General features: G+C 63.6%; 3 protein-coding genes. 2 read left to right on the top strand and 1 reads right to left on the bottom strand.

What is annotated here, in order from left to right; all coding sequences use genetic code 11:
* Positions 1-163: 163 nt before the first annotated feature.
* Positions 164-649: a cyclic pyranopterin monophosphate synthase MoaC gene (gene moaC / locus AC1D0P_RS24025; RefSeq protein WP_477679038.1), complete on the top strand. Its 486-nt coding sequence runs from the start codon at positions 164-166 to the stop codon at positions 647-649.
* Positions 650-655: 6 nt separating this feature from the next.
* On the opposite strand, the gene AC1D0P_RS24030 is transcribed toward moaC, so the two are convergent.
* Positions 656-2,173, bottom strand: coding sequence for a PglL family O-oligosaccharyltransferase (locus tag AC1D0P_RS24030; RefSeq protein WP_477679039.1), 1,518 nt, complete (start codon positions 2,171-2,173; stop codon positions 656-658).
* Between the two features lie 266 nt (positions 2,174-2,439).
* On the opposite strand from AC1D0P_RS24030, the gene AC1D0P_RS24035 reads away from it, so the two are divergent.
* The coding region (locus AC1D0P_RS24035; protein ID WP_477679040.1) for a nucleotide sugar dehydrogenase at positions 2,440-2,886 on the top strand (447 nt) is incomplete at its 3' end.

Genomic DNA, 2,886 nt, shown 5'->3' on the forward strand with positions numbered 1-2,886 from the left:
GGATAGGGGTACCAGACCGCAAAAACCAGGGTGGCGGCAAGAGCCGCAATCGCTACGCTGATACCAAAATGCACACCCGCCGCCAACAGGCGGCTCTTGAGAGGACTCTGATTCGCAAACATGGTCTTATGATGAGGGCCCGTTGTAAAGGTTTCGTAAAAGCATGGCTTCCCCTCCCGTACTCACCCACTTTGACGGCCAAGGCCAGGCCCATATGGTTGACGTGGCGGGCAAGGCGGCTACACACCGTGTCGCCATTGCGCAGGGCCGTATCGTAATGAATCCGGCGACGCTGTCCATCATTCTCCAGGGTAACGCCAAAAAGGGGGACGTGTTGGGTATCGCGCGCGTCGCCGGCATCATGGCCGCCAAGAAAACCAGCGAACTGATCCCCTTGTGCCACCCGCTGGCACTGACCCGCGTGGCCATCGACTTCCTGCCGCAAGAGAGCGATTTCAGCATCGCCTGCCGCGCCACCGTGGAAACCGTCGGCCCGACGGGGGTGGAAATGGAGGCACTCACGGCGGTGCAGGTGGCGCTGTTGACAATTTACGACATGTGCAAGGCGGCCGATCGCGCGATGACTATCACCGACGTAAAGCTGCTCGAAAAGCACGGCGGTAAGTCCGGCAGTTTCACCAACCCCTGAGCCGGCCTAGGGCAAGCGTTCGATGCCCGGGGGCAAGCTGGCCTTGGCCGCGGCCCAGCGCGCGTGCTCCTTCGGGAAAGCCGCCCGGTAGCGCGCCAGGTGCGCCAATGCCTCATCGTCCAGGCCCAGCATGACGGCGCTTTCAATCACTTTTTCAATCACCACCGGCTCGGGCGAATAGTGCAGCAAAGCCGTCGCCGTATCGAAAGTCCAGCGGGCGTTATCCCGTGTCAGGGGAGTCAGCGCCAGTTCGGCAAAACGGACTTGGTTGCGAAACAGCCAGGAGTCCCCGATCTTGGCGAGGGTGCCCTCGCGATAGGCCGCGCTGCGGTCCTGCGGCGCCATGTAGATCTGGCTGACACGGTGGTAATCCCATGCGGCATAGGCGCAACACCCCACCACGACTGCGGCCAGCACCCTCCTCACCGCCGGCACCCTGGTCGCGCCAATCCCTGGCGTTTTATCGCCGGTGCGCCACAACAGGCCCACGCACAGGCCGAAAGCGATCTGAAATGGCCCGTACCACAGCGGATATTCCAGCAGGCTGTGCAGCAGGATCACCGCCAGCACGCCCCAGGCCAGCTGGCGCACGGGATCCGTTTCGCGCCAGGGCCGCTGCCGCGCCGCCCACCACGTCCCAAGGCCGCAAACCAGCAGCGCCACCGGGATGCCCAACTCAACTGCCAGATGCAGGGGCAGGTTATGGGCGTTGTCCAGAATGTCACAAAACCGCGGCCCGGCATACAGGGTGGCGTAGTGCGCATAGTCCAACTGCCCCCAGCCCCAGCCGAGCCATGGTTTCTCCGCGATCAGGTGTAACACGTTGGACCACAACACGATGCGGTTCGCGCATGCCAGTTCGCCGCCACGCAGCCGGGCCAGCATACCGTGCGCCGCCGGCTCGAATCCCAACAACCAGGGCAGCGCCAGTGTCGCCAAGGCATAGGCCAGCACCGCCGTGGCCAGAAGGCGCAGAACGCGAGGCTGGCGCCACGCCCCCCACACCCCAAACAGCACACAGAGCACAAGCAGTTGCAACAGGCCCGTGCGGGAAGAAGACGCGGCGTTGCCGACGGCGAGCAAAGCGGCCGCCGTGAGCACCATCCACTGCCGCCGCCCGGAAGCACCGCGCTGTGCACCCAGCCAGACCAAAGCCGCCAGGGCGATATTGGTGAGGCTGGCGAACTGGTTGCGCTGGCGAAGGTTGGCAAATGCCTCTCCCGGCATGGTTTGGCTCACCCAGCCTCCCAGCGCGGCCGCGGCACCGAAGTATTGGACCAAGCCTATCAGGCTGCTGACCAAGCCAGCCGCCAACCAGGCCCACGCCGCCGGCCCCGCCCAACGCTGGGCAAAAGAGGCATGCAATGGCAGTTCGCCCGGCATGGGGCGCAGCGAGGCATAAAAAACCAGGGCTGCCGTTACGGTGAACGTTACCAGCCAGGGCACGACGCCGGGGGAAGGCCCAAGCGCTAGCGGATTGAGCCAGGGCAGGGCTATGAAAAAGGGAAAAACCATTGATTGCATAAGCGGGGGGGTCGAGGTGCTCGGCATGCGGATGCCGCGTCAGGTGGCAGCGCCGCAAAAGCTGATGGCTGCGAGGTTACCTGATCCGGCGAGGATCCAGGGCGCATTGGCAGCAAACACACGTCCCCGGACCTGGTCGAGCGGCGCAACCAGCTCCAGGCACAACACAATCCGTCCCCCCTCTTCCTACATGCGTTAGCATCGTCCCGTTCCGCCCCGAAACCGCCGGCGGACGGGGCCCAATGTATGAACGGGAAACAAGAATCATGGAAGTAGTCGCAGTAATCGGCCTCGGATACGTCGGTCTTCCGTTGGCCGTTGCGTTCGGCCGGTTGATGCCGACCATCGGCTACGATCTTTCTGCGCAAAAAATCGAAAGCTATAACAAGCACCTGGACCCCAGCGGCACGGTCGCCGGGCCGGACATGCGTACCGCCACCCAGCTGACCTTCACCATCGACTCCGCCAAGCTGGCAGGCGCCGACGTCTTCATCATCGCGGTTCCAACACCGATCGACGCCGCCCGCAAGCCCGATTTCACGCCCCTTATACGCGCCAGTGAAACCGTCGGCGCGCAACTCAAACCGGGCGCAACGGTCATCTACGAATCCACCGTCTACCCAGGCGCCACCGAAGAAATCTGCATTCCTGTGCTCGAGCGGATATCGGGCCTCAAATGGCGGCAAGACTTCCACGTCGGTTACTCCCCGGAA

Source organism: Polaromonas sp. P1_G2, from assembly GCF_056405515.1.

Bases quoted from the DNA above. Each gene is read 5' to 3' on its own strand.
- moaC (WP_477679038.1), top strand. From the start codon at position 164: ATGGCTTCCCCTCCCGTACTCACCCACTTTGACGGCCAAGGCCAGGCC.
- AC1D0P_RS24030 (WP_477679039.1), bottom strand. From the start codon at position 2,173: ATGCAATCAATGGTTTTTCCCTTTTTCATAGCCCTGCCCTGGCTCAAT.